At 66.1% G+C, this 20,235-nt stretch carries 20 protein-coding genes; 12 read left to right on the forward strand and 8 right to left on the reverse strand.

The window, feature by feature from the left end:
• Positions 1–6: 6 nt before the first annotated feature.
• On the forward strand, positions 7–963 hold the full coding sequence (locus EBB56_RS02830) for a carbohydrate kinase (RefSeq protein WP_045991021.1): 957 nt from the start codon (positions 7–9) through the stop codon (positions 961–963).
• Between the two features lie 51 nt (positions 964–1,014).
• Here the strand turns inward: EBB56_RS02830 and EBB56_RS02835 are convergent, their stop codons facing one another.
• The 5 genes from EBB56_RS02835 to zwf all read right to left on the reverse strand — a co-directional run bounded on the left by EBB56_RS02835 (position 1,015) and on the right by zwf (position 5,216).
• Positions 1,015–1,437, reverse strand: coding sequence for a hypothetical protein (locus tag EBB56_RS02835; RefSeq protein WP_045991020.1), 423 nt, complete (start codon positions 1,435–1,437; stop codon positions 1,015–1,017).
• A 36-nt stretch (positions 1,438–1,473) separates the two neighbouring features.
• Positions 1,474–2,154: an NAD(P)H-binding protein gene (locus EBB56_RS02840; RefSeq protein WP_124802692.1), complete on the reverse strand. Its 681-nt coding sequence runs from the start codon at positions 2,152–2,154 to the stop codon at positions 1,474–1,476.
• A gap of 196 nt (positions 2,155–2,350) precedes the next feature.
• A complete protein-coding gene (locus tag EBB56_RS02845; protein ID WP_045991018.1) occupies positions 2,351–3,013 on the reverse strand; it encodes a bifunctional 4-hydroxy-2-oxoglutarate aldolase/2-dehydro-3-deoxy-phosphogluconate aldolase in 663 nt (220 codons plus the stop codon).
• 18 nt (positions 3,014–3,031) lie between these two features.
• Complete coding sequence (gene pgl, locus EBB56_RS02850; protein ID WP_045991017.1) at positions 3,032–3,715, reverse strand: 6-phosphogluconolactonase; 684 nt, start codon at positions 3,713–3,715, stop codon at positions 3,032–3,034.
• Position 3,716: 1 nt separating this feature from the next.
• Positions 3,717–5,216, reverse strand: coding sequence for a glucose-6-phosphate dehydrogenase (gene zwf / locus EBB56_RS02855; RefSeq protein WP_045991016.1), 1,500 nt, complete (start codon positions 5,214–5,216; stop codon positions 3,717–3,719).
• A 331-nt stretch (positions 5,217–5,547) separates the two neighbouring features.
• Between zwf and EBB56_RS02860 the strand changes: the two genes are divergently transcribed.
• The 4 genes from EBB56_RS02860 to EBB56_RS02875 all read left to right on the forward strand — a co-directional run bounded on the left by EBB56_RS02860 (position 5,548) and on the right by EBB56_RS02875 (position 9,737).
• The gene (locus EBB56_RS02860; protein WP_045991062.1) at positions 5,548–6,405 is read left to right on the forward strand and encodes a MurR/RpiR family transcriptional regulator; all 858 of its coding nucleotides are present in this window, start codon (positions 5,548–5,550) and stop codon (positions 6,403–6,405) included.
• Between the two features lie 115 nt (positions 6,406–6,520).
• A complete protein-coding gene (locus tag EBB56_RS02865) occupies positions 6,521–7,399 on the forward strand; it encodes a putative selenate ABC transporter substrate-binding protein (RefSeq protein WP_185696366.1) in 879 nt (292 codons plus the stop codon).
• Complete coding sequence (locus EBB56_RS02870) at positions 7,399–8,232, forward strand: ATP-binding cassette domain-containing protein (RefSeq protein ID WP_124802694.1); 834 nt, start codon at positions 7,399–7,401, stop codon at positions 8,230–8,232. The genes EBB56_RS02865 and EBB56_RS02870 overlap by 1 nt, the downstream gene beginning before the upstream one ends.
• Positions 8,229–9,737, forward strand: a complete 1,509-nt coding sequence (locus EBB56_RS02875) for an ABC transporter permease subunit (RefSeq protein WP_124802696.1) — start codon at positions 8,229–8,231, stop codon at positions 9,735–9,737. The genes EBB56_RS02870 and EBB56_RS02875 overlap by 4 nt, the downstream gene beginning before the upstream one ends.
• Positions 9,738–9,896: 159 nt before the next feature.
• Here EBB56_RS02875 and EBB56_RS02880 read toward each other — a convergent pair whose 3' ends face one another.
• A complete protein-coding gene (locus EBB56_RS02880) occupies positions 9,897–10,259 on the reverse strand; it encodes a RidA family protein (RefSeq protein ID WP_045991015.1) in 363 nt (120 codons plus the stop codon).
• A 240-nt stretch (positions 10,260–10,499) separates the two neighbouring features.
• Here EBB56_RS02880 and EBB56_RS02885 point away from each other — a divergent pair, with 240 nt between their 5' ends.
• The 4 genes from EBB56_RS02885 (at position 10,500) to EBB56_RS02900 (ending at position 13,110) form a co-directional block, all read left to right on the forward strand.
• A complete protein-coding gene (locus tag EBB56_RS02885; RefSeq protein WP_045991014.1) occupies positions 10,500–10,778 on the forward strand; it encodes a DUF2282 domain-containing protein in 279 nt (92 codons plus the stop codon).
• Between the two features lie 81 nt (positions 10,779–10,859).
• Positions 10,860–11,852 carry a DUF692 domain-containing protein gene (locus EBB56_RS02890; protein ID WP_260425270.1) on the forward strand — a complete coding sequence of 331 codons (993 nt, stop codon included), beginning with the start codon at positions 10,860–10,862 and terminating at the stop codon, positions 11,850–11,852.
• Positions 11,849–12,613, forward strand: coding sequence for a DNA-binding domain-containing protein (locus EBB56_RS02895; RefSeq protein WP_124802698.1), 765 nt, complete (start codon positions 11,849–11,851; stop codon positions 12,611–12,613). The genes EBB56_RS02890 and EBB56_RS02895 overlap by 4 nt, the downstream gene beginning before the upstream one ends.
• A complete protein-coding gene (locus tag EBB56_RS02900) occupies positions 12,610–13,110 on the forward strand; it encodes a DoxX family protein (RefSeq protein WP_124802700.1) in 501 nt (166 codons plus the stop codon). The genes EBB56_RS02895 and EBB56_RS02900 overlap by 4 nt, the downstream gene beginning before the upstream one ends.
• Before the next feature lie 80 nt (positions 13,111–13,190).
• On the opposite strand, the gene EBB56_RS02905 is transcribed toward EBB56_RS02900, so the two are convergent.
• Both EBB56_RS02905 and EBB56_RS02910 read right to left on the reverse strand, forming a co-directional pair.
• Positions 13,191–14,045, reverse strand: coding sequence for a universal stress protein (locus EBB56_RS02905; protein WP_108131368.1), 855 nt, complete (start codon positions 14,043–14,045; stop codon positions 13,191–13,193).
• A gap of 183 nt (positions 14,046–14,228) precedes the next feature.
• Entirely contained in the window at positions 14,229–15,731 is a 1,503-nt protein-coding gene (locus EBB56_RS02910) for a SulP family inorganic anion transporter (protein ID WP_124802702.1), read from the reverse strand.
• A gap of 326 nt (positions 15,732–16,057) precedes the next feature.
• Between EBB56_RS02910 and EBB56_RS02915 the strand changes: the two genes are divergently transcribed.
• The 3 genes from EBB56_RS02915 (at position 16,058) to EBB56_RS02925 (ending at position 20,223) form a co-directional block, all read left to right on the forward strand.
• Positions 16,058–17,158, forward strand: coding sequence for an aminoglycoside phosphotransferase family protein (locus EBB56_RS02915; protein WP_221621129.1), 1,101 nt, complete (start codon positions 16,058–16,060; stop codon positions 17,156–17,158).
• A gap of 91 nt (positions 17,159–17,249) precedes the next feature.
• Positions 17,250–18,527 (forward strand): ABC transporter substrate-binding protein, encoded by a 1,278-nt coding sequence (locus EBB56_RS02920; protein WP_124802704.1) that lies wholly within the window; start codon positions 17,250–17,252, stop codon positions 18,525–18,527.
• Positions 18,514–20,223: an ABC transporter permease gene (locus tag EBB56_RS02925; protein ID WP_124802706.1), complete on the forward strand. Its 1,710-nt coding sequence runs from the start codon at positions 18,514–18,516 to the stop codon at positions 20,221–20,223. Before EBB56_RS02920 ends, EBB56_RS02925 begins: the two co-directional genes overlap by 14 nt.
• Positions 20,224–20,235 lie beyond the last annotated feature (12 nt).

A 20,235-nucleotide genomic window follows, 5' to 3' on the forward strand; every position in this document is an offset into this window, starting at 1 on the left:
CCCGCCATGACCCCCGTGATCGCCTTTGGTGAAGCCCTGGTCGACATGCTCTCCAGTCGTCTCGGTGATGCCGCCGAGGGACCAGAGACCTTCACCCCCTACGCCGGTGGCGCGCCGGCCAACGTGGCCGTGGCCTGTGCGCGACTGGGACTGACCAGTCGCTTTCTCGGCATGCTGGGCGACGACCACTTCGGCGACTTCCTGGCCCGTGAGCTCGAGCACCACGGCGTCGACGTCTCCGGCGTATCGCGCACCCGCGAGGCCCGCACCGCCCTGGCCTTCGTCTCCCGCGACGCAGACGGCGAGCGCACCTTCGACTTCTATCGTCCTCCCGCCGCCGACCTGTTGTATCGCACCGAGCATCTGCCCCATGGAGTGTTCAGCGAGCCCGCCATCGTCCACCTGTGCAGCAACAGCCTTACGGACGATGCCATCGCCGCCACCTCCCTGGCGATCACCGAGATGGCCTCCCGGGCTGGCTGTCTGGTCAGCGTCGATGCCAACCTGCGTCACAACCTCTGGCCCGAGCACAGCATCGACGTCGGCCTGGTCACCCGCCTGCTCGACCAGGCCGACCTGATCAAGCTGTCCACCGATGAACTCGACGCCCTGCGGGGTGATCACCCACGTGACGACTGGCTGGCCGAACGCCTGGCCGCCGGTGCTCGCCTGATCGTGATCACCGATGGTCCCGGTGCAGTCGCCGCCCACACCACCCAGGGCGTCAAGCGCATGACACCGCCGCCGGTCAAGGCGGTCGATACCACCGCCGGTGGCGATGCCTTTATCGGCGGTCTGCTGGCGGCTCTGGCCGACCACGACTGGCAGCGCCCCAACTGGCAGCACGACGAGGCCTTCCTCGAACGCGCCCTGACCCTGGCCTGTCGCTGCGGCGCCCACGCGGTGACGCGCCCCGGCGCCTACGCGGCCCTGCCGCGCCGCGAAGACGTGATCGACAGCTGACATCACGACAACCTCGGGTGACCCGAAAGTCCCCCGCCGCCATGCCAGGGCCTATCGCCTCCCCGCCCTGGCATGGCGCCAGCGATTGACCAGCCTGTGGACGATCAGCGGCAGAAAGATGGCAGCCACCGCGCAGCCCTGGAACCAGGCCAGACGATAAGGGTGCGCCCATGCGCCCGAGTATCCAGTCAGGATCCCCGTGCAGGTCAGCACGATGGCCGCGGTGATCGTTGCCGCCAACCACTCGAGCCTGACCCAGCGCCGCGACCAGCGGTACACCACGACTCCTTCGACCAGCGACAGCAACACAACCCCCCACGAGTGGTAGCCCAGGGTCATCCCCCAGGACACACCACCCCGATACTCCCTGCCCAGGTAATCGGCGATCTCATGACCGACGCTGTACCCCACCACCAGTAGCAGAAAGCGCAGTCCTGGTAGTCCAAGCACGCGGTAAAGCAATCCTAGCTTCATTGACGGCCTATTCCATCACTGCGTTGACGGCTTGGGTCAGGCCAGGTCCCTGGCCTGCACCAGATGCCTTCCGGCTGGCGCGCTGATGGCGCCCTGCACCAGCGCCTCGGCGATGCGGGCCACCGGACTGGGTCGCCACTGGCGCGGCAGCAGCGGACGCAGACCGCGAGAAAGCGCGAGCCCCAGGCGCTCGGCGTGGCGCACCTCGGCTCGCTCACCGTCGATCAGGCCCGGCCTGACCAAGGTCAGGCTGGGGTAGTCGAGGTCGAGCAACTCGGCTTCCAGTTCGCCCTTGACCCGGGAGTAGAAGAAGCGCGAGCCACGATCGGCGCCTAGCGCCGAGTTCAAGGCAAAGCGTTCGGCACCGGCGGCTCTGGCGCGGCGCGCAAACCACAGCGGCAACTCGAGATCCACACGTCGAAAGGCCTCTCGCGAGCCGGCGGCCTTGAGGGTGGTGCCCAGTGCGCAGATCACGCCATCCGCCTTCCACCACTCGTCATTCCCCGCCAGCGCCTGTGCATCACCTCGTCCAGTCTTGTCCGGTCGCAGTGACTCCAGATCGGCGAAATCGACGACCGGGGCGGCTAGCCTTGGGTGCTCCAGCGTCAGCGGTCGGCGTACCGGTGCCCGCACCTCGGTGACGTCGGGATGGGCCAATGCCTGGCGCAGCGCCTCGCTACCCACCAACCCCGTCGCGCCCAGTATCAACAGTTTCATAGGTTTTCTCCGCTCGCTCAGGCAACCATCATCCCATGGCGGCGGACAAAAAAAATCCGGCCAGAGGCCGGATCAAGGACAGCACCAGCTGTCGAGAGAGCACATGGATAGGCATGACGCCCTTCCGGTGCAGAGAGCTCAGGAATCATGACGAAGCGGCCAGCGCCGCTTCGTCATCGAGCATTCGGTGATGGCTTCAGTGATGGAAACGATCCGCGGCTTCCTTGGCCAGGGCGCGGATGGCGTCCCAGTCACCGGCGTCGACCAGCGACTTCGGGGTCAGCCAGGAGCCGCCCACGCACATGACGTTAGGCAGCGCCAGGTACTCGGAGGCGTTGCCCAGGTTGATGCCGCCGGTGGGGCAGAAGCGAGCCTCGCCAATGGGGCCGGCGAAGGCCTTGAGCGCCTTGACGCCACCGCTGGCTTCGGCCGGGAAGAACTTGAAGCGACGATAGCCGTACTGCCAGCCGGTCATCAGCTCGGAGATGGTGGCCACCCCCGGCAGCATCGGCACCGGGCTCTCGACGCCATAGCGGTAAAGCGCCTCGGTGGCGCCCGGGGTCACCACGAAGTCGGCACCAGCCTGCTCGACCTGACGATACTGGGCAGGTGTCAGCACGGTACCGGCGGCGATGCTGGCCTGGGGCAGCTCCTTCTTCAGCCGGGCGATGGCCTCGATCGCGCAGTCGGTGCGCAGGGTCACCTCGAGCACGCTGAGACCGCCTTCGACCAGGGCGCGGCCCATGGGCACGGCGTCCTCGATGCGATCGATGACGATCACCGGGATCACCTCGGCCTTCAGGCAGATGCTGTCGAGCTCGGTGGTGCGGGTAGACGGAAGCTGTTTTTCAATGGTCATGAGCGTGGCTCCAGGAAATCAGGGCGCCCAGTAGACGGCCAGCGGGCAGCTAAGAAAGGCACGAATGGGCAGTTCACGTACGTTGTCACCGGCCATGGCGCTTCCCAGCACGGCGCGCTTGTCGTCACCGGTCAGGTGCAGGTAATGGCGGCGGGCATGGTGCAGGCGCTCGGCGCTCAGGGTAATGCGCGCCTGGGGCTGGCTCGGTGTGCGCACCGCCACCACATGGGCATCGGTGCTCAGTGCCAGGTCCAGTTCGCGACTGTCAGGAAAAAGTGAGGCGGTATGGCCATCGCCGCCCATCCCCAGGATGACTACCGATGCCGGCCAGGAGAGGCCCGTCAGTCGCTGGGCGACCTCGTCGGTGCCTTCCTCGGGGGTATCGTGTTCGGTGGTGAGCGGGACAAAGGTGGCCGCCTCGGCCCGGTTGATCAGCAGGTGCTTCCTGACCAGCCGGGCGTTGGAATCGTCGGCCTCGGCAGCGACCCAGCGCTCGTCGGCCAGGGTCACGTCGACCCGATCCCAGGGCAGAGTTTCCTGGGACAGTGCCTCGAAGAACGGCACCGGGGTGGAGCCGCCGGACACGATCAGCAGGGCGCGATCCTGGGACGACAGATCCTCGCGCAGCGCCGTGGCCACGGTCTGGGCCAACTGGTGCGCCAGTTGCTCGCGGGGAGACGGAGAAAGTTGCTCGCTGCTCATGTCAGTAGTCCTCGTACCAGCTACGTCCGTCCTGGGTGATCATGGCGATGGAGGCCACCGGCCCCCAGGAGCCTGCCGGATAGCGGCGCGGCGGCTCGTCACGATCCTGCCAGGTAGCGATCAGCTCGTCGCACCAGTGCCAGGCATGCTCGACCTCGTCACGCCGAACGAACAGGTACTGCTGGCCCTTCATGACTTCGAGCAGCAGACGCTCGTAGGCGTCGGGGATACGTGCCTTGGGGAAGGCGCTGTTGAAGTCCAGGTGCAGCGGGCCACGGCGCAGGCGCATGCCCTTGTCGAGACCACTGTCCTTGGTCAGCACCTCGAGGCGGATACCTTCCTCCGGCTGCAGCCGGATGATCAACTTGTTGGCGGCCAGCGCCCGCTGATCCGGGTCGAAGATATAGTGCGGCTGCTGACGGAAGTGGATCACGATCTGTGACAGCTTCTCGGGCATGCGCTTGCCGGTACGCAGGTAGAAGGGCACGCCGGCCCAGCGCCAGTTGGACACCTCGGTCTTCATCGCCACGAAGGTCTCGGTATGGCTGCGGGTATTGGCGCCTTCTTCCTCGAGATAGCCGGGTACACTGGTGCCGTCGCTGGTGCCGGCGGTGTACTGTCCGCGCACCACGTCACGTCCGATCATGTCGTCGGTGAATGGCTTGAGCGCCTTGAGCACCTTGACCTTCTCGTCGCGGATGGCGTCGGCGTCGAGGTTGGCCGGCGGGTCCATGGCGATCAGGCAGACCAGCTGCAGCAGGTGGTTCTGGACCATGTCCCTGAGCTGGCCAGCCTCGTCGAAGTAGCCCCAGCGGCCCTCGATGCCGACCTTCTCGGCCACCGTGATCTCCACGTGGGAAATATGGTTCTGGTTCCACTGGGTTCCGAACAGCGGATTGGCAAAGCGCAGCGCGATCAGGTTCTGCACCGTCTCCTTGCCCAGGTAGTGGTCGATACGATAGACCCGCGACTCGGGGAACACCGCCCCCACCGCATCGTTGACCTCCCGCGACGACTCCAGGTCGTAGCCGATCGGCTTCTCCACCACCACGCGGCTTTGCTCGTCCAGGCTGCCACTGGCCTCGAGGTGGCGGCAGATATCGCCATACAGGCTCGCCCCCACCGCCAGATAGACCACCAACGGGCGCTGCTGACCGCCCTGCTCACGCCACTCGGCGATGGCGCCATAGCCTTCCACCGTGGTGAAGTCCACCGACAGGAAGGACAGGCGATCGAGGAAACGGGCGACCACCTTGTCATCGAGCTCGCTCGACTTGACGTATTCCTTCAAGGAGCCATGGATGCGCTCGCGGAAGGCCTCCTGGTCGATGTCCTGACGCGCCAGGCCAAGAAGCCGGGTGTCGTCATGCAAGAGTCCCTCGCGGTCCAGCTGGTAGAGCGCCGGGAACAGCTTGCGGCGAGACAGGTCGCCCAGGGCGCCGAACAACGCCAGATCGATGTCGGTACGCTCGGCGTCACCGGATCGGGTGTGTCGTGTCATAACCGTCCTCGTTTGGTGGTAGACCCCTGGATATCGCAGAAGGCTATCGAGCGAGATGTGTCCTGCTTACCGTCAGGGTATCTAAGTTTACAAAAAAATGGTCAACTTTCGACGGCCAGATTGAAAAATATTTTGTAAACTTACACAAAATATCCCGCTGGCGCGCTTATACGTTGGATGTAGATCGGTGGAGCGCTAGGATAGCCGCCAATACGTAGTTAAATCACCACATCCCCAGAGAGAATTGTCTCGGGTACCCCAATAAATGCGCCGCTGCCCGCGCACCACCGCGCAGTTGCCCGCGCCTTTCGTCACGGAGCCGACCTCGACCATGGTTCGCCACGACCTTATCGAACGCATTCGCACCCGCCTCGACGAGCTCAACCGCTCCGAGCGCAAGGTCGCCGACGTCATTCTGGCCGACCCCGCCGCCGCAACCGGCATGAGTATCGCCAGTTTGGCTCAAGCTGCCTCGGTCAGCGAACCTACCGTCAATCGCTTCTGCCGAAATTTCGAGGCCAAGGGCTATCCCGACTTCAAGATCCAGCTGGCCCAGAGCCTGGCCGGCGGCACCCCCTATGTCAGCCAGGCGGTGGAACCCGATGACGGTGCCGAGGCCTACAGCGGCAAAATCTTCGGCGCCACCATCGCGGCGCTGGACCTCGCCAGTCGGGAGGTCGCTCCCGAGCGCATCGAGCGCATGGTCGACTACCTGATCCAGGCCAAGCAGATCCACTTCTTCGGCCTCGGTGCCTCCGGCGCGGTGGCCCAGGACGCCCAGCACAAGTTCTTTCGCTTCAACCTGCCGGTCAGCGCCTACATCGACGTACTGATGCAACGCATGGTCGCCTCGGCCTGCCACACCGGCGACGTGGTGGTGGTGCTGTCCTATACCGGGCGCACCCGGGAACTGGTCGACATCGCCGCCCTGGCCCGTGAAAACGGTGCCGTGGTGCTCGGTATCACCGCGCCGGACTCACCTTTGTCGCGCCAGTGCACCGAAACCCTTGCGGTCAGCGCGCCCGAAGACACCGACCACTACATGCCGATGACCTCTCGCATGGTACAGCTTGCGCTGATCGACGTGCTGGCCACCGGCGTCACCCTGCGTCGCGGCGAGGACTTCCTGCACCACCTCAAGAAGATCAAGGACAGCCTGCGCAGCACAAGGTACAGCGTCGACGAGTGACAACAACGTCAGGCCCGCTCCTCGGCTTGCCTCCTTAGCGTATTGGCACAACAATAGCGGCCTGTCTTGTGTCCCTGTCCGCACGCCGCCATCCATACCATTGCCAGGAAGCCTCATGCGATCGCTGCCATCCCTGACCTCCGTTCTGACCGTCTTGAGCCTGGGGCTGTTCAGCCTGCCGACGCTGGCCGAGCAGACCGAGACCTTCCGCTTCACCGCCATCCCCGACGAGGACGAATCGCGTCTGGTGGAGCGCTTCTCGCGGGTGGCCGACTATCTGTCCGAGACGCTCGAGGTCGAGGTCGAGTACGTGCCGGTGAAGTCCTACGGTGCGGCGGTCACCGCCTTCCGCAATGACCAGGTCCAGCTGGCCTGGTTCGGCGGTCTGTCCGGTGTGCAGGCCCGTCGTCTGGTGCCCGGTTCCCAGGCACTGGCCCAGGGGGTCGAGGACGCGGCTTTCGAGAGCTACTTCATCGCCCACTCCAGCACCGGACTCGAGGCCGCCGACCAGCTGCCCGAAGAGATCGAGGGCAAGACCTTCACCTTTGGCGCCAAGACCTCCACTTCCGGTCGCCTGATGCCGGAGCACTACCTGCGCGAGCGCTTCGACGCCGCGCCGGAAGAGCTGTTCTCACGGGTCGGCTTCTCCGGTGATCACTCACGCACCATCGCCCTGGTCGAGGCCGGCACCTACGAGCTGGGCGCGGTCAACTTCAAGGTGTGGGACGCGGCGCTGGAAAATGGCGATGTCGACACCGACAAGGTCAGCGTGATCTGGTCTACCCCGAGCTACCCGGACTACCAGTGGACCCTGCGCGGCGACGCCGATGAGGCCTTCGGCGAAGGCTTTACCGACAGGGTTCGCCAGGCACTGCTCGAGATGGAAGATCCCGAACTGCTGGAGAGCTTCCCGCGTTCCGGCTTCATTCCCGCCGACAACAGCATGTACGCCCCCATCGAGACGGTCGCCGAGAGCCTCGGCCTGCTGCGCTGATGGACGATGGCCAACGTCAGGTCACCGGCGGCCGGGACAACGGCCACGGTGACTTCCCGACACTGATCCTCGACGGGGTCGACCTGGGCTACGCCGACCATACGGTGCTGCATGACGTCCACCTTCGCCTTGCGCCCGGCGAGCGCGTCGCCCTGCTCGGGGAAAGCGGCGTCGGCAAGTCCACCCTGCTGGCGGAGCTGCGCCGCCGTCTTGGCCGCCACGCCGCCTGGTGTCCCCAGTACCACGGCCTGGTGCCTCAGCTATCGGTCTACCATAACGTCTACATGGGCAGGCTGGAGCGCCACTCGGCGCTGGTCAACCTGTGGAACCTGGTCAGGCCGCTGCGCCAGGCCTGGGAAGATGTCGCAAGTCTGTGCGCTGAACTAGGGCTCGAAGGCGCCATCAGGCGCCCGGTAGGTCGGCTGTCGGGTGGCCAGCGCCAGCGGGTCGCCATCGCCCGTGCACTCTATCAGCGCCGCCAGGTCTTTCTCGGTGACGAGCCGGTCGCCAGCGTCGACCCCCACCAGGCCATGGCGCTGCTCGATCGAATCGATGCCCAGCACGCTACCACGGTGATGGCGCTGCACCAGCGCGAGCTGGCGCTGAGCCACTTCGATCGCGTCTGGGGGCTGGCCGGCGGTCGCGTGGTGCTCGACGCGCCCAGCCAAGATCTAAGCCTTGATGATCTCGACGCGCTCTACCCAAGTGCGTCACGCACGGCCTCCTCTCCCGCTGCTCCCAGCCCTGCTCGCGACGACAACAGCGATTCGCCGGCCGAGGCCAGCGCTCGCCACGCCTTGCACCAGGCCGGCGAGGAGCAGGCACGACCGTGAGCGCCGCGCAAGCGACACGCCCAGGCCTGTTGGCCGGCGACGGTATCGGTGCCCGCCTGGCACGCCACAGCCTGTGGCTGGTGGTGCTGGCTGCCCTGGCGATTCCGCTGGCCGACCTCGAAGTATTGAGCCGCGATCCCTGGGGCGAACTCGGACGCATGGCAATGGGCCTGGCGCTGCCTGACTTCGGCGCCATCGAGACGCCCCTGCAGGCCATCGGCCTGACCATCGCGGTGGCCTTCTGGGGCACCCTGGCCGGCGTGGTGCTGGGCCTGCCCCTGGCGCTGGTCTACGCCCGCTCACGCCTGGTGCGCGCGGCCAGTGCCGCGGTGCGGGCGGTGCATGAGCTGTTCTGGGCGCTGCTGTTCCTGCAGGTGTTCGGGTTGTCCGCGCTGACCGCCCTGGCGGCCCTGGCGATTCCCTACGCCGGCATCTTCGCCAAGGTCTACGCCGAGATCCTCGAGCAGACGCCCCAGGCGCCCCAGGCTGCGCTGCCCGAGGGTACCGGGCGCCTTGCCCGGCTGGCCTATACCGAGCTGCCCCAGGCCTTCGCCCAACTGGCCGCCTACACCCGCTACCGCTTCGAGTGCGCGCTCAGAAGCAGCGTGCTGTTGGGTTTTGTCGGTCTGCCGACACTGGGCTACCAGCTCGAGAGCGCCTTTCGCGAGGGTCGCTACTTCGAGGCCGGCGCCCTGCTGTGGGCCTTTTACCTGCTGATCGCCACCCTGCCCTGGTGGGCCCATCGGCGCCTGCTGCTGCCGCTGGGGCTGGCCAGCGTGTGGTTGCTGGGTCCCTGGCCCGAGATCGACCCAGGCCTGTTATGGCGTTTCGTCAGCGTAGACATCTGGCCCCGCGCCCTGCTCCAGGGCGACATCGGCGGTGTGCTCCGCTGGCTGGCCGAACTGCCCGACCTCGTCGGCGCGGTGGCCAATACCCTGCTGCTGGGGCTGCTCGGCACCGTCGGCGCCCTGCTGCTCGCCCTGGTGCTGTGGCCCCTGGCCTCGCGCCACTTCGGCAATCGCGTCAGCCAGGGCATCGGCCAGGGTCTGCTGATCTTTCTGCGCTCGACCCCGGAGCTGATGCTGGCCTTCGTCTTCCTGTTGCTGCTGGGGCCATCGCTGCTGCCGGCCTGGCTGGCCCTGGCGCTGCATAACGGCGCCCTGATCGCCTTTCTGGTATGTCGCCACGCCCAGGCCATCGAGCCCGGCATGCCGGGACTCCCGGCCTCGGGACGGCTGGCCTACGAGCTGTTGCCCCGGCTGTACCCGGGCATGCTGGCGCTGGTCTATTACCGCGCCGAGGTGATCCTGCGTGAAAGCGCCCTGCTCGGCATGCTCGGGGTCGCCACCCTCGGTGACAATATCGATGACGCCTTCCAGACCTTGATGTTCGATGTGGCCTTCGCCCTGCTGGTGATCACCGCCCTGCTCAATATCGCCGTCGACGCCCTGGCCCGCCGTCTGAGGCCCTGTGAGCCACCTATGGAAGACCCCTGCCTGCGCTGAAGACAAGACGTCTTCAAGGGCGGCACAGGCGTTTTATCCGGCGCACCCTGACGCCAGGACCAATGCCTCAAAAACAACACAAACGACAACGCCGGCCACGGGGCCGGCGTTGTCGTTCGAGCGGACGGCTATGTCAACGGCTATGTCACTGGGGCTCTGTTACAGGCCCTTGACGGCGGCGGTGACGGTGATCTCGACCTTCAGCTCCTTGGCCGGCATCGGCGCGCACACGCAGGTACGGGCGGGGGCGTGGCCTTCCGGCACCCAGGCGTCCCATACCGCGTTCATGGCGGCAAAGTCCTCGCCGTTCTGCAGGTAGATGGTGGCGCTCAGCAGATGCTCGCGGTCGCTGCCCACCTCGGCCAGCAGCTCATCGACACGCTCCAGCATGCTGGTGGTCTGGGCGGTGATATCCCCCTGACGGGCGTCCGGTCCGGCGACCTGACCACACAGGTAGGCAACACCGTGGTGGATGACGGCGCGGCTCATGCGGGTCTTGGTGTCGTGACGCTGAATGCTCATCGCTCTCTCCAAAAAAGTCGGTATTTCTAAAAAATCTCGAAAAGACAGCCGATTCGACCACCTCTTCACCAGTGTCTTCTCTGCAACGTTAGACAGCCGCCCAATATAGCCAACTTCTCCCTGCGCCAGATAGTCTGTTGTCGCGCTTTTGCCTCTTTTGCGATGTCAGGTATCCCTCACCCCGGCGACATAGTCACGACAGTCCTGCTGTCGCCCAACCGTTTATATGAGGGTTTGCAAATGAAACGTTCCGTCATGATGGCCGCCGTGCTGTCCACCGCCCTGGCGCAAGCCGGCGCCATTGCCACCGTCCAGGCCGCCGATGGCGACATGGAAAAGTGTTACGGCGTCGCCCTGGCCGGAGAGAACGACTGCAAGGCAGGGCCAGGCACCACCTGCGCCGGCACCTCTACCGTCGACTACCAGGGCAACGCCTGGACCCTGGTCCCGGAAGGCACCTGTACCGATATCGAAACGCCCCACGGCAATGGCAGCCTGAGCGAGGTCGAGCGCCCCTGAGCCAGAGCACTGGCGCCACGGGGAGGCTACGGCCTTCCCGTGACGTTCACACGCCAAGCCTCAAGCCATAGCGAATCGCCCATGCCCTCTTCCCTGTCATCCAGCCATCCACGCGAGTCGCTCGAGACGCCCGTCTCGGCGTCCTTGCCAGCGCCACAGCCAATGGCGGCCAACGCGGTCGGTATCGGCCTCAAGTTTCAGCATATGCAGGCGCTGGTCCATCTGGCGCACTCGGCTCACTCGGCTCACGCGCCCCAGGCCCCGGACTTTCTCGAACTGCACGCCGAGAACTACATGAACGCCGGCGGGCCCCTTCAGGATCGACTCGATGAACTGGCACGCTGCTACCCGCTCTCGGTCCACGGCGTCGGCCTGTCGCTGGGTAGTGCCAAGGGGATCGACCCGGCCCACCTGGAGCGTCTTGCACGCCTGGTCGATCACCTGAACCCCGCGCTGGTCTCCGAGCACCTGGCCTGGAGCCGTCTCGACGGCCACAGCTACAACGACCTGCTGCCGGTGCCGCTGACCGAGGAATCGCTACGGGTTCTCGGCGACAATATCGCACGCACCCAGGACCGTCTCGGCCGGCGCCTGCTGGTGGAGAACCCGAGCCTCTACGTCAGCCTCGACAATCGCTTCAGCGAGACCGAGTTCCTCCAGCGGCTGGTGGACACGACCGGCTGTGGGCTGCTGTTCGACGTCAACAACGCCTATATCAGCGCCGCCAATCTGGGACGCGACCTGGATGCCTATCTGGACGAAGTGCCCTGGGCCGCCGTCGGCGAATGGCACCTGGCCGGCCACAGCCTCGATGCCGCCGGCGAGCTGTACATCGACGACCATGGCAGCGCCGTCAGTGAGCCGGTGTGGCAACGCTACCGTCAGGTGCTCGCCCGGCGTCCCGGCCTGCCCACCCTGATCGAGTGGGACAATCGGGTGCCGACGCTAGAGCGCTGGATGCAGGAGGTCGGCCTGGCACGGCGGCATCAGCATGCAGCCCATGGCCCCGACGCCGATGCGAGCACCACCCTGGCAGCCAGCGCCTCGGCGCAAGCCACAGGGAGAGCGCCATGAGCGGCCTGCTCGATTGGCAGCGCAGCTTCATCGATGCCATGCATCGCCCCCAGGCGACGCCACCACAGCTTGGTCACAAGGCCGGGCTCGACGTCTACCGCAACAATATTCGCTCAAGCCTGATCGAGGCCCTGAAGGAAGCCTTTCCCCATACCCTGACCCTGCTGGGCGAGGGCTGCTTCAGTGCCGAGGCCGCAAGCTACGCGGCCACAAGCCCCCCGCAGGACCCTCGACTCAGCCGCTATGGCCAGGGCTTTGCCGACGCTCTGGCGCGCGCACCGGCGCTTGCGCCCTATCGCTTCGTCGCCGATATCGCGCGACTCGAGCACGCCCGGCTTCAGGTCAGTCACGCAGCCGAGGCGGTGCCGCTGGAGGCGTCCAATATCGGCGCCGTCCTTGACGACCAGCGGCTCGTCCAGGCCCGTCCGGCCAGCCGGACCATCCGTTGCCAACATGACGTCGAAGCCCTGTGGCAGGCGCTGGAGCGCGGAGAGGGTGGCGCCCCCCTGGGCGAGCGAGGCGCCGGCCACTGGCTGGTGATCCGCTCGGGTCGCCAGGTCAGGCTTAGGCCACTCGATGCGGCAAGCGCAGTGTTGTACGGCTTGCTGGACACACCGACCTCGCTGTCCCAGGCGCTGGGCGAACTGGCCGACAGCGGCGTGGCAGAGGATGCGCTCGGCCACGCTCTGGGCACCCTGGTCGGCCATGGCGCGCTCGCGGTACCGGACCCCGCCCCCACTTTGTTACGAGGCACCCCATGACACCGATGACAAACCTGCTGGACACCTACTACGGGCGACTCTGCCCCTGGCTCGAGCGTCGTTCGCTGGACCTGGTGCTGGCGTTGATGCGCCTGGTACTCGGCGCCGTGTTCTTTCTGTCGGCGCTGACCAAGGTGGAGGGGTTCGGTATCGCCGACAGCACCTTCTTCCTGTTCGAGCACGAATACGCCCTGCCGTTGATTTCACCGGTGCTGGCCGCCTACCTGGCAACACTCGCCGAGTTCTCGTTGTCGCTGCTGCTGTGGGCGGGGCTTGCCACACGACTGGCGGCCTTCGGGCTGTTGATCATGACCCTGGTGATCCAGACCTTCGTCTATCCCGAGGCCTGGGTCACCCACGGACTCTGGGCGGCGAGCCTCGCCACCCTGATCCTGCGCGGCGGCGGCTGTCTCTCGCTGGAGTGGCTGCTATGCAGGATGAAAGGCAAAGGTCGCGAACCGGTGACGCGGCAGCAGGACCGCGCCGACGACGCATAGACGCATAGACGCAAAAAAGAAACGACCCGCCGCCGAACAGGATTCGGCGGCGGGTCGATGTCGATGTCGGCTCAGCCTCGTCAGCGCAGCAGCAGCACCGGCAGCGAGGTGCGCCTGAGCACACTGGTGGTGGTGCTGCCCACCAGCAGATGGCGAATCCGCGAGTGGCCATAGGCTCCCATCACCACCATCTCGATGGCGTGGTCCTTCTGGTAGGCGCGCAGGGTCTCCTCGACCTCTCCGGCGCGAATCTCGCCCTGGGCCTCGTGACCGGCGCCCTTGAGGCTGTCCAGCGCCCACTCCAGCTGGGTGCGGTTATCACCGGTATCGGCGCCGACCATCACCACGTGACAGGCGATCCCCTTGAACAGCGGGCTCCTGGCCAGCAGCTCGACGCCCTTGCGGGTGGTCTTGCTGCCATCGAAGGCGATCATCACCCGAGTCGGCGGCGTGAAGCTCTCCGGTACCATCAGAATCGGCCGATGCAGACCGCGGACCACCCGCTCGAGATTCGAGCCCAGGTGCTCGCTGGCCTGCTGGGCGCTCTCGCCCCGCTTGCCGATCACCAGCAGGCGGATCTCGTCTTCCAGCTCCAGCAGTGTCTCCACCAGGGTGCCGTTGCGCTGTCGGCAATGCAGGTCATCGACACCACTGGCGCTGGCGCGATCCTTGGCCGCCTTGAGCATCAGGCGGCCGTGCTCCTGGGCGACCTTGGCCCGCCGCTCATCGAGACTGGCCAGCTCCTCGAGCAGGTGCTCCCTGGCGCCGAGTCCCAGGTTACCGGACAGATCGGCCTCGGCGGTCTGGGGGTGGTTATCCACCACGTGAAGAAACGTCAGCGGCGCATCGAGGGCCTGACTGGCCCAGGCGGCAGAGTCGCAGACCCCTTCGGAAAACGGGGACCCGTCGATGGCGGCCATCACCTGTTCTGTCATGAAATCGTCCTGCCTGGCGTTGGGGGCGAACGCGCGTCCTCGGACGTCGCATTCCATCGATTGTGGCCTTGTCGTCGCGCCCGAGCGGGGCGCGACCCTCAGACCTGTTGTCTAGCCCGATCCGGGTGTTACCTCCAGTTCTACACCAACTGGCACACACCCGTCACATCTTCGGCGCCTGCCTCAGTGACCACCCATCAGCTTTTCCACCGCCGCCGGGTTATCGTGGATGGCGTAGCGATCGACGATGGTGGCGCTGGCCTCGTTGAGCCCGATCAGCTCGACGTCGGTGCCCTCACGGCGGAACTTGATCACCACCATGTCCAGCGCCTGGACCGCGGTGATGTCCCAGAAGTGGGCACGTGACAGGTCGATGACCACCTTCTCGACGCTTTCCTTGAAGTCGAAGGCGGCGGAGAAACGCTGAGACGAGGCGAAGAACACCTGGCCGACCACGCGGTAGCGCCGTCCCTTGCCAAGCTCCTCTTGCTGTTCCAGCTCGTCACTGGCGATGTACAGGAAGTTGCCGACCTTGTTGGCGAAGTTGAGCGCGGCGATCAGCACACCGACGAACACACCGATCGCCAGGTTGTGGGTCCACACCACTACCGCCACGGTGGCGATCATCACCACATTGGTGGACATCGGGTGCTTCTTGAGGTCGCGCAGCGAGCTCCAGCTGAAGGTACCGATGGACACCATGATCATCACCGCCACCAGCGCCGCCATGGGGATGCGCGAGACCCAGTCCGACAGGAACACCACCATCAGCAGCAGGAAGATCCCCGCCAGCAGGGTAGACAGGCGTCCACGACCACCGGACTTGATGTTGATCACCGACTGGCCAATCATCGCGCAGCCCGCCATGCCGCCGAGCAGACCGGTACCGATGTTGGCCAGGCCCTGGCCCTTGCACTCGCGGTTCTTGTCGCTGGAGGTATCGGTCAGATCGTCGACGATGGTGGCGGTCATCATCGATTCGAGCAGACCAACCACGGTCAGCATGACCGCATAGGGGAAGATGATGCCGAGGGTCTCGAGGTTCAGCGGCACGTCGGGCCACAGGAACATCGGCAGGGTATCGGGCAGCTCGCCCATGTCACCGACGGTGCGGATGTCCATGCCGGTCGCCAGGTAGACGCCGGTCAGCACCAGGATGCACACCAGCGGGGACGGCAGCAGCTTGCCGATCCTGGGCACGTAGGGGAACAGATAGATGATGCCGAGACCCGCCGCGGTCATCGCGTAGACGTGCCAGCTGACGTTGGTCAGCTCGGGCAGCTGAGCCATGAAGATCAGGATCGCCAGGGCGTTGACGAAGCCGGTCACCACCGAGCGCGAGACGAAACGCATCAGGTCGGCCAGGCGCAGATAGCCGGCGATGATCTGCAGTACCCCGGTCAGCAGGGTCGCGGCCAGCAGATATTGAAGTCCGTGCTCCTTGACCAGGGTCACCATCAACAGTGCCATGGCGCCGGTGGCGGCAGAGATCATCCCCGGCCGGCCCCCGGCGAAGGCAATGATCACCGCCATGGAGAAGGAGGCGTAGAGGCCAATCTTGGGATCGACACCTGCGATGATGGAGAAGGCGATGGCCTCCGGAATCAACGCCAGGGCCACGACGATGCCGGACAGCACGTCGCCCCTAATATTGGAAAACCAGTCTTGCTTGATCGATCGCATCATGAGGCGGTCCAGGGGGAGTGGTTGTGAGATATCGCGACAAGCGGCCCAGGGCCGACCGTTTCTCCACGACAGCAGCGCACCGGGAGGCGTTAGCCTGGCGCTGTCATGATGTAGTGGAGACACGGGAAGGGGCGCAGTTTACCAGAACCACCTGAGCAAGGCGACGCTGCTACCCAGCCTGTCTTTGCCTTGTCGCCGCATTGTCGCCGCCTTGTCGCCACCCCAGTCTCGATTCGGCCAAGTCCGCCCGGTGGCATCTTCTGAAAAAAATGTGTAAGGATCGTTGCCCCCTGCCGACTCAGCTGACTACGTCCAAGGAACGCGACATGGAGCGATGCGCCTCGACGCCACCGTCATCGCGAACGGAGAGCCCATCGCCGGGCCCGCCGCTGATAGCGCTCGAGCATAGTCTCGCGCGCCATGGGTGGCCTCTGTCCGGGCATCGACTGGAACCGCTGGCCGATACCGGCCTGGCCCACTGGCATGTGCGCCTGGCCGGCGGCAGTGACAAGGGCGGCTGGCTGGCGCGGTTGCCCAAGCAGAGCCAGATGGGGCTGGACGCGGCGTCCAACCTGGCCTATCAGGTCGCCTGCTTCGATCGCGCCCAGGCCAGTGGCCATACACCCAGGCTCGATGACTGGCTGCCCTGCGACGACCTGCTGCCCAGAGGCGCGCTGGTGGTGGAGGCCATCGATGGCCATCCCGCCAGCCTGCCCTCGGACCTGCCGGCCCTGACCTCGGCCCTGGCCAGCCTGCACCGGCTGCCGCTGCCCGATCACCGTGCCCCCCTGGCGTCACCGGTGGATCCCTGGCGAGAGATGCTCGACGAGATCGCCACCCAGGCCCGCTTTCTCCCCGGGGCCGGGCTGTCTCGCACCAGCACTGCCCTGATCGAACAGGCGCTGGCACAGCTCCCGCAGAGACTTCGCATCGCCGACGACGAGATTCGCCTAATCAGCTTCGATGCTCACCCCGGCAACTTTCTGATCACGCCTCACGGACGCGCCGTACTGGTGGATCTGGAAAAGTGCCGCTATTCGCTACCCGGCTTCGACCTGGCCCACCTGAGCCTTTACACCTCCACCACCTGGGACCTCAACAGCCGCGCGGTGCTGTTCGTCGAGGATCTGGTGGCGCTGTATCGGCGCTGGCAGGAACTGATGGCCGAAGACAGTAATCACAGCGACTGGTCGACGCTGATCACCTGTCGTCGCGCCATGTGGCTATGGTCGCTGACCTGGTGTGCCAAATGGCGTGCCCAGCAGCGCCGCCAGGTCGACAGGCAGCACAGTGGTGAAGACTGGTCGGCACAGCTAAGCGACCATGCCTTGATCGCCCATGTGGCCGACCGCGTCGATCACTACCTCTCGGCCCCCATCATCAGGCGTGTCGCCGACGAACTCGAGGAACTCGCCCGTGCCGGCTGACGCTCCCGGCTCTGTCCGGCCCTGCCCGGTTCTATCCAACCCTGTCCGGCTCTATCCGACCCTGCCTATCCATCGTCACAAGGACGCGACCATGACCACACCTTTTTCCTGTAGACGCCCGTTGTCCGACCTCCGCTTGACCTGGCCTCCCGGTGGCGCCTTCGTCCTCACCGCCCTGGCTGCCCTGGGGCTAGGCTCGCCCGCCTGGGCCCAGGATACGTCCACGCCGCTGAACCAGCCGTGGCAGGAGATCGAGCAGCAGGCCAGGGGGCAGACGGTCTACTTCAACGCCTGGGGCGGTGACCCCAACGTCAATGGCTATCTCGACTGGGTCGCCGACGAGCTCGAACAGCGCCACGACATCGATCTGGTCCACGTCAAGCTCGACGACACCGCCGCTGCGGTCTCCCGGGTACTGGCCGAGAAGTCCGCCGGCAACGTCGACGAGGGCGCCATCGACCTGATCTGGATCAACGGCGAGAACTTCGCCGCGATGAAGGCCAATGATCTGCTGCTCGGGCCCTTTGCCCAGCGGCTGCCGAACTTCGCGCTGACCTCGCCGGACGCCAATCCCGAGATGACCACCGACTTCACCGTGCCCACCGAGGGTTTCGAGTCACCCTGGGGCAAGGCCCAGCTGACCTTCTACTACGACAGCGAGCGTGTCGAGGCGCCGCCGACCAGCATGGCCGCCCTGCTCGACTGGACCGAGCAGCATCCCGGGCGCTTCACCTATCCACTGGTCCCGGACTTCCACGGTTCCACCTTTCTCAAGCAGGCGCTTATCGCACTGATCGACGACCCGGCGGTGCTTGCCCGCCCCGTCGGCGAAGCCGACGCCGAAGCGGCCATGGCACCGCTGTGGGACTATCTCGACGCCCTGCATCCCCATCTGTGGCGCCAGGGGCGGGACTTCCCCGCTTCAGGGCCTGCGCTCAGAAGCCTGATGGGTGACGGCGAACTGTCGCTGGCCTTTACCTTCAACCCCGCCGAGCCTGCCGCTGCGGTCAACAACTACCAACTGCCTCCCTCGATTCGCAGCTATGTGCTCGACGGCGGGACCATCGGCAACGTTCACTTTGTCACCATCCCGTTCAACGCCAGCCACCAGGCCGGCGCCATGGTCACCGCCAACTTCCTGCTCTCGCCCGAGGCCCAGGCGCGCAAGCAGCGCCTGGACGTCTGGGGCGACCCCAGCGTACTCGATCTCGCGCGCCTGAATGAGGCCGAGCGTCAGGCATTGACGCCCATGGATGACCAGCCAGCGCGACTGGCGCCACAGGCCCTGCAACAGACCCTGCCCGAGCCGCACCCGAGCTGGATGGAAGCGGTAGAGGCGGCCTGGCTCGAGCGCTATGGCAGCCGCTGATACCTCGACCTTCTCCCGCCTGGTGGGGCTGGCGCCGGCGCTGACGGTGCTGCTGCTGGTGGCCCCGGTGGTGGCCGGCCTGGCAGGCGCTGCGGCGCCGGCCTTCGGCTGGCTGCCGGTGCTCGGCGGAGAGCAGCTGAGCCTGGCGCCCTGGGTGAGTCTGGCGAACACCCCCGGGCTTTTCGAGATGCTGGTGCTCAGCTTCACCACTGGCCTGATCAGCACCGCCCTGGCCCTGACCATCGTGGTGCTGTTTCTCGGTGCCTTCGCCGACAGCGCCGCCTTTGTCTGGCTCAAGCGCCTGCTGTCGCCGCTGCTGGCGGTGCCCCACGCCGCCGCCGCCATCGGACTGGCCTTTCTGCTGGCGCCCTCGGGCCTGGCCATGCGCCTGGTCTCCCCGGCCTTGAGCAGTCACGCCACGCCTCCTGACTACCTGTTTCCCGGTGATCCCTTTGGCCTTGCGCTGGTCGCCGGACTGGTGGTCAAGGAAGTCCCCTTTCTGCTGCTGATGAGTCTATCGGCGCTGCCTCAGTGCCAGGCCGACGATCGTCGGCACCTGGCACTGTCGCTGGGTTATTCGCCGGTGACCGCCTTTCTCAAGGCGGTACTGCCGAGCCTGTACCCGCTGATTCGGCTACCGGTCTATGCGGTCATCGCCTTTGCCTCGTCCAATGTCGATGTGGCCATGATCCTGGGCCCGTCCACCCCACCGACCCTGGCGGTCAGCGTGGTCCGCTGGCTTGGCGATCCCGACCTGTCGATGCGCTTCATGGCCTCCGCCGCAGCGCTGAGCCAGCTCGGCATCACGCTGCTGGCACTAGCCTGCTGGTGGTGCCTGGAACAGGCCGTACGCTGGTGCGCCACGCCACGCCTGACCGACGGCCGACGCAACTGCGGTCAACGCCTCGGCAGCCTGCTGGGCGGCGGTCTGACCTGGCTCAGCGTCACCCTGCTCGGTGCCAGTCTGCTGGGGCTGACGCTGTGGTCGCTGGCGGCCTTCTGGCCCTTTCCCTCGGCCTGGCCCACGCCCCTGACCCTGGCCAACTGGGGTCGTGCGCTGCCAGGCCTGCTGCCGGCCGCCCTCGACACCCTGTGGCTGGCGCTGGCCGCCACCGCTCTCGCGACCATCCTGGTGATCGGCTGCCTCGAGAGCGAAGCGCTCAATCACCGCAGCATGGGAGCGAGCGCCACCCTGGTGCTCTACCTGCCGCTGCTGGTGCCACCGGTCGCCTTTCTCTACGGTCTGGTGCAGCTTCAGGCGCAGCTGTCGGTGGCACCGGGCTTCATGGTGGTGGTACTGGGACACTGCCTGTTCGTGCTGCCCTACGTCTTTCTGTCACTGGCAGAGAGCTACCGGCGGCTTGACCCCCGCTGGGCCCAGGTCGCCGCAGGGCTCGGCCATGGCCCGGCCGCCGCCTTTGTACGCGTTCGCCTGCCGCTGCTGCTGGCCCCCATCGCCACCGCCGCCGCCGTGGGGGTCGCCGTCAGCGTCGGCCAGTATCTGCCGACGTTGCTGCTGGGGGCCGGACGCCTGACCACCCTGACCACCGAGGCGGTATCGCTTGCCTCCGGGGGGGATCGTCGCCTGACAGCGGTCTATGCCCTGGCCCAGCTACTCTTGCCGGCACTCGGTTTCGCCCTCGCCATCGGCTTGCCGCGCGTACTGCATCGCCACCGACGCGCCCTGCTGACCTGAACCGCCTCAACG

Origin of the sequence: Halomonas sp. YLB-10 (assembly GCF_003856855.1) — a bacterium.
Lineage (GTDB): Bacteria > Pseudomonadota > Gammaproteobacteria > Pseudomonadales > Halomonadaceae > Halomonas > Halomonas litopenaei.